Source organism: Methylomonas sp. BG-2, from assembly GCF_057766305.1.
In genome coordinates this window covers 1-5946 of record NZ_JBYMAP010000239.1, presented here as the reverse complement: position 1 = coordinate 5946, position 5946 = coordinate 1, and the positions used below count along the sequence as shown (strand labels likewise).

General features: G+C 58.0%; 7 protein-coding genes. 1 reads left to right on the top strand and 6 read right to left on the bottom strand.

What is annotated here, in order from left to right:
* The coding region (locus AC3B8H_RS17525) for an REP-associated tyrosine transposase (RefSeq protein WP_488442834.1) at positions 1-354 on the bottom strand (354 nt) is incomplete at its 3' end.
* Between the two features lie 347 nt (positions 355-701).
* Here AC3B8H_RS17525 and AC3B8H_RS17520 point away from each other — a divergent pair.
* On the top strand, positions 702-833 hold the full coding sequence (locus AC3B8H_RS17520) for a hypothetical protein (RefSeq protein ID WP_488442833.1): 132 nt from the start codon (positions 702-704) through the stop codon (positions 831-833).
* Here AC3B8H_RS17520 and AC3B8H_RS17515 read toward each other — a convergent pair.
* The 5 genes from AC3B8H_RS17515 to AC3B8H_RS17495 form a co-directional block, all read right to left on the bottom strand.
* Positions 790-1239, bottom strand: coding sequence for a hypothetical protein (locus AC3B8H_RS17515; protein WP_488442832.1), 450 nt, complete (start codon positions 1237-1239; stop codon positions 790-792). The genes AC3B8H_RS17520 and AC3B8H_RS17515 overlap by 44 nt on opposite strands.
* Positions 1236-2975 (bottom strand): Hsp70 family protein, encoded by a 1740-nt coding sequence (locus tag AC3B8H_RS17510; RefSeq protein ID WP_488442831.1) that lies wholly within the window; start codon positions 2973-2975, stop codon positions 1236-1238. The genes AC3B8H_RS17515 and AC3B8H_RS17510 overlap by 4 nt, the downstream gene beginning before the upstream one ends.
* A gap of 17 nt (positions 2976-2992) precedes the next feature.
* Complete coding sequence (locus tag AC3B8H_RS17505; RefSeq protein ID WP_488442830.1) at positions 2993-3643, bottom strand: nucleotide exchange factor GrpE; 651 nt, start codon at positions 3641-3643, stop codon at positions 2993-2995.
* Positions 3640-3975, bottom strand: coding sequence for a J domain-containing protein (locus AC3B8H_RS17500; RefSeq protein ID WP_488442829.1), 336 nt, complete (start codon positions 3973-3975; stop codon positions 3640-3642). The genes AC3B8H_RS17505 and AC3B8H_RS17500 overlap by 4 nt, the downstream gene beginning before the upstream one ends.
* A 6-nt stretch (positions 3976-3981) precedes the next feature.
* Positions 3982-5946, bottom strand: a 1965-nt coding sequence (locus AC3B8H_RS17495; protein WP_488442828.1) for a hypothetical protein, incomplete at its 5' end; no start/stop codon positions are given.

Sequence of the window (5946 nt, the reverse complement as noted above, 5' to 3'; positions counted from 1 at the left end):
GTCGGTCATCCAATGTACCCATAAGCGGCGTTGCCAAATGCCACGTTCGCGTTTGCTTAGCCGGCTGGCGGAAACGGCTTCGTCTTTGGGAATATGGCGGGAGAAATGGCCTTTGATCAGATTCCAGCGAGTGGAGTAATCGCTATCGCCGGGTGGTAAAGTCCAGAGGCTGTGCAGGTGATCGGGCAATACCACCATGGCATCAATCTGAAACGGGCGGCGTTGTTTGACATAGGCAAAGGCCGCGCGCAAGCCGGCGATTTGTTCAATCAACAGGCTTTGTTGCCGTTGCGCCAGATTGACGGTGAAGAACCAGGTGGCACCGGGTACGAAGATGCGGCGGTAGTGGGTCATCGTGTTATTTGGAGGGGTTTAGCAACGCCAAGGCCAGCGGTGTTGGTTAAACGTTGTCAGATGGGCTTCGTAGCCTCAGCCCATCCTATCGGCTGGATGGCCGGGAGCTGATCGCCTATTCCGGCTATTTATTGCAAAAGCAATAGTCCGGCTGATGCCGGCGACGGAAAAGGCTTGCGGCATCGTTAAACCAAGGGCTATAGTGAATCCGCGCGACGGCTACGCGGATTCACTGACTCCCGGCGCATCCATTCCTGTGAATCACCCAAAGCCGATCATTGCGGCGTGAAACCGGCCTGAGATTTGGCCCCACCCGCCACGCTCCCCCACCCGCACCGGAGATCATCATGAAAATACCAAAGCCAGCCCAGCATATCGACCCGCAACCGGGATTGACCAGCCTTGCCGGCACGTGGATGCCGGAAATCGTGTTCGTCAGCTTATTTCTGATCGATTGGTATTTGGGTTTTCCGATTTGAACGGCGCGGGCAGCGGCGCATCCACCACGCTATCCAATTGCTCGATCATCTCGGCAAACCGATCCAGCGCGTCGTTAGCGCCTTGCAAGGCTTGCAACTGGCTCAGGGTTTCGCGCGCCGCCGGCCAATGCCTCTGGTCCAAATGCCGGTATAGCATTTGATATAAACGCTGAGTTAAAAAGCCGCGCAACAGTTTGGCCGGCGGGGTTTGCTTAAAACTCAACGAACGCAACAGCGCCGCCACCGCGATGGCCGGCCGGCCGGCGCCGAGACTTTGCATCGCCACGCTCAGCCACTGTTCCGCCAAGCGTTCGCAACCCAGGATTTGCCGCAATTCGACACCGCAACGCGGGCAGGCCGTGGCCGCGCCGAGCCGGGCATTGCAGGCCGGACAACGCGGTATCACGATTCCAAGTAGTAGATGATGTCGTTCAAGCGTTCGACCGGCTCGCTCAGACCGGCCTCGTCGCCGTTTTCCAGACAAGTCGAGATGGATTCGATCAGATCCACCATGTCTTCCTTGTCTTCGGCGGAGACGGTTTCGAACAAGGATTCCGCCTTCTTGATCGCGTTACGCGCGGAGGCGACGGCCGGGCTTTCCAGTGCCGACCCTGCCTCGCAGCCGGCGGTTTCGCCGAACAAGCCGTCGATACGCTGTTTGGCGCTATTCAATTCGCCGCTATCGAAGCGGGAAATGGCGTTGTTGATGGTGATGGCTTTTTCCTTGCCGGAGGCTTTTTCCCGCGCGGAGACGTGCAAGATGCCGTTCAAATCCAGATCCAGCGTCAAGGTGATCACGTTACCGGCCGGCACGTCCAACAAACCTTCGATCAAAAACTCGCCGATTTCGACATTGTTCAACGCATCCGGGTCCTCGCCCTGAAAAATCCGCACATTCACTTCGCGTTGATTATCGTGATAGGTCACGAAGGCCTCTGACTTGCGCACCGGCAACACGCTGTTTTTGTGGATGATGGGCACGTACTGATAAGGATACGGCAGGCCGTCCAGATAACCGACCGCGCAGGTGCCGAAGGTATACGGCGTCACGTCTACGAGCACCGTGCCGATGTCCTCGCCGTTGATCATCGCCGCCTGCATCGCCGCGCCCATCGCCACGCACAGGTCGGGATCGACTTCGCCGTGCGGCTCGAAACCGAACTCGTCGAACAGCCGCTCGCGGATGCACGGCGTGCGCGTCGAACCGCCGACCAGAATGATTTCGTCGATGTCGGAGGCGGTCAGTTTGGCGCCCTTCAACGCGATGTGAGTCGCGTCCAGCGTGGCGTTGATATGATCCGAAATTAGCTCTTCGTAGTCCGAACGCGCCAATTCCAGCGTCAAATGCAGCGGCGTGCCTTGCCGTTCCAGCAAATATTCTTCCTCTATCATTGCGTAGGGTTCGTCGGACAACACCAGTTTCGCCTGTTCCGCCGCCCGTGTGATGCGCGCCATCGCCTTGCCGTGCGGTTCGACTTCCACGCCGAATTGCTCACGGATATGCGCCAGAATGCGATCGACGATCAGTTGATCGAAATCGTCGCCACCCAGATGATTGTCGCCATGACTGGCCAGCACTTCGACGACGCCGCTCTGCACGTTGACCACCGACACGTCGAAGGTGCCGCCGCCCAAGTCGTAAACCAACATGCGCTTGGCGTCGAGCTGGCCGGCACCGTACACCAGGGCGGCCGCGGTCGGCTCGTTGATCATCCGCACCACCTGCAGTCCGGCAATTTCGCCGGCTTCGCGGGTGGCCTGGCGCTGGGCGTCGGAAAAATAGGCCGGCACGGTAATCACCGCCTTGACGATAGGCCGGCCGGCATGGGCTTCGGCAATCGCCTTCAACCGTCTCAGGATGATCGCGGAGATTTCCTGAGGCGTGTACGACTGGCCGGCCATCGTCACCAAAGCGTCCTGTCCCATCAAGCGTTTGATCGACTTGACGGTGCGCTCCGGATAAATCAGATATTGATTGCGCGCGCTGGCGCCGACCAGGATTTCACCTTTATCGTCCAGTCCAACGAAAGACGGCAAGATCTTGCTGCCATTGTCGGCGATCACGGTGACCTTGCCGTTTTCGACGATGGCCACTTCCGAATTGGTGGTCCCCAGATCGATGCCGATGATGATGTCGTTCATAGTTGTTCCCTGAATGCCTAAAGTTTATTGACCTTGACTTCCGCCAAGCGCAGCACTTGATCCTCGATTAAAAAGCCCTTGCGCAGTTCTTCGAGCACGACGCCGTTCGCCAGCGCCGGATCGTTGCCGATCGCGACCGTCGTCATCGTCCGCGCATCGAAGGGCTGGCCGATACAATCGATCGCAAATACCCGGCGGCGTTGCAGCATTTGCTCCAGACGCTTCAACGTGATGTCCTGGCCTTCTCCCACACTGGCGATGAAGCGCACGTCGTGTTTTTGGGAATGCCGGAACAAGCTATCGACCGGACGATAGCTTTGCAAGGCCCGACTGCCGGCATCCAGCCGGTCGTAAATGTCGATCCATTCCAGCAGCATCGCCCGCTCCACCTCCCGGCCTTGCTGTTGCAGACGTTCGCCGGCTTTCGCCAGTTCGTTCGCCAAGGTTTGGTTATCGGTTTTCAGGGTTTCGACCGCATCGCTCAAGCTGTCCAGCGTGGCCTTGAACTGGCGCGACTCGGCCTTGACTTCGGTTTTCAAGCCGGCCAGATCGCTGAACAACGCGGCCAAATCCGGTTGTTCGACCGAGGTCAGATGGGCAAAGTCGGTTTCCTGGAGATAGCGCTGCAACGCGGCCAGCAATTCGTCTTGCTGAGTCTCTGTGGTCATGACGGCGTTTTTGAGAAGTGATCCAGTGATTTTTCGATGGACAGCGTGCTCAAAAGTTTTAAGAAGTTGTCCGCGGGCATCGGCCCAGCGGCACCCTGTTCGCCGAAAGCTTGCGCCAGCAAGGTGTCGAATTCGATACTGGGCATCGCAAACAAAGCGTGGCGCAGGCGGCCGTCTTCGTCCTTGATGATAGCGTAGGCTTCCTGAATTTCGCGAAAGCGCGCGGGATCGCGGTCGGGCGGATTGTCCTTGACCCGCTGCAGGTACGCTTGTTTGATGTCGGCGTCGGTGGCTTGGTCCGGCACGCCCAAAATACGGTAGGGTGAAATCATCGGCATTCAATTAAATGGCAGTGAGTATTGGGGGGAATTCTGGTCGAAACGGGCGACGATGTCATCGAAGCTAACGCCGATTTCGATCCGCAATGCCTCGGCGGCGGCGAGTACCGTCGCACACCACAGGAAGTCTTGATTCATGAACAAGATCGCCAGGTTTTGCCCGTCGCGGCCCTGGCTATATTGCCGCATGATTTGGGTAACGAGCTGATCGGGGCCGCGCTTGCGCACCAGCTCCTCGATTTTGCTTTCGATACGCTTGAAGACGGCGTCTGGGATGTGACCAAACAAGTCTTCAATCGGATCGTCGCCGATGGGCGCTTGCTCGAAGTCTTCTTCGTCCTCTGCCGGCAACTGTTGGAAAGTGCCGCTGGCCCGCTCGAGCAAACGCTCGATTGCGCCAGCGGTCTTCTGGTCTTTGTCCACCCGCGCGTCTTCCAGCGCCATTTTCAGCCGGTAGAGGCTCGTGAGGTCCATGCGACTGGCGTCGCCTTGGCATTCGGCCAACGTCCGGTAATACATCCAGATCGGCGTGTGCCGGCGAGCCTGGACCAGTTTGGCGCAGTGTTTCAAAAGCTCGTAATGGCCGACGGTTTCCAAGGTCTGGCACCAAGCTTGTAACAACGCTTCATGGTCCAGCAACCATTCCACCGATTTTTTCAACGGCGCCTTGATCTTGTCCAAGGCCTTCAGCAACAGATCGGCTTCATCCAATTGTTCGTCGTAATAGGCAATATCGGCGATCAGCCGTTGCAGTTGCGGGGCCGACAGCAAATAGTCCTTGAACGCCGGTAACGCGCGGCTAAGCCCTTGCGTCGGCAGCTCCAGCAGGCCGGCTTCGATCTGCGCCTGAAAATGCATGTTGATTGGGTCGTCATGCAGTTCGGCCAAGGTATCGACGATGTGTTGCAAGCCCTGGGCTTGACCTTCGGCCCGCCACCGATAAAAACCGCGCAACAGATCGGCCTGGCGGCGCAGCCGTTTGTCGATGGTCAATTGTTCGGCGGCTTGAATTTCCTTTTCGACCAAATGATATTTCTCGGTTTTGATCAAACGCCGGGCATGGGCCTGGTGATTGGCGAACAACAAGTGTTTGGCCAGGGTATTGACCGGATCGATCTTCAACAAGGCTTGGGCATAGGCCGCGGCCTTTTTGAAGGCTTTTCTGGCGGCGGCGGCTTTGGCCGCCCGCACCAGCATCTCGGTATCGGCCGGAAAACGTTGCAGGCCGAGTTCCAGCCAGTGTTCGTAGCGAGCCGGGTCCGGCCGCTGTTCCTGGTAAATCGATAACAGCTTCAGATAACTTTGGCGGTCGTCCGGATCGTAGGCCAGGCTGTCGGCCAGCATCGCCGCCGCTTCGCCGGGATAGGCTTTATCGGCCATATGCCGGAGGATCAGCGCGATTTTTCGGTCGTTGGCCGGCCGGTCTTGTTTCAGAATATCGATACAGCGGTTCCAAAAAAAGCCGGCGTCGTAATCGTTTTGGGCTTGCTCGTGCAGCAAGGCTTGCAAGCGGTTTGTCTCGAACGGCTCCTGGCCGGCAAAATGCTTGATGTAATCTTTCTCGCCGCCGGGATAGTCGGCCAAGGCCCCCAGGCAGTAGGCTTGCGCGGCGTCGTTGCCGAATACGTCGCGATATTGCAGGACCAGATTGAAACGCGCCTTGGTATCGGAGTGGCCCGTCAGTTTGACCAGTGCTTCCAGCAACTGGCTTTGTCTGGCGGAGAAGCCCTTGGCCTGCCCGAGAATTCGGCGCTGGTTATGATCGAGGACCGACAGGCCGGCGACCAATTCGGCACCGGATTGCCGATACGCCAAACAGGCGTTCGCCAGCGTTTTATACGGCGAAGCCTCGGGGATTTTGGTCAGCAGAGCCGGTGCTTGTTCGACGTCCGCATCAGTCAGTAATTGCGCTTTCAGCAAGGTGCGCAAATCGCGAAACGCCGACCGAAACGGCAGTGGTTTCAG

Coding starts and splice junctions, on each gene's coding strand:
- AC3B8H_RS17520 (WP_488442833.1), top strand. CDS start 702: ATGAAAATACCAAAGCCAGCCCAGCATATCGACCCGCAACCGGGATTG.
- AC3B8H_RS17510 (WP_488442831.1), bottom strand. CDS start 2,975: ATGAACGACATCATCATCGGCATCGATCTGGGGACCACCAATTCGGAA.
- AC3B8H_RS17505 (WP_488442830.1), bottom strand. CDS start 3,643: ATGACCACAGAGACTCAGCAAGACGAATTGCTGGCCGCGTTGCAGCGC.
- AC3B8H_RS17500 (WP_488442829.1), bottom strand. CDS start 3,975: ATGATTTCACCCTACCGTATTTTGGGCGTGCCGGACCAAGCCACCGAC.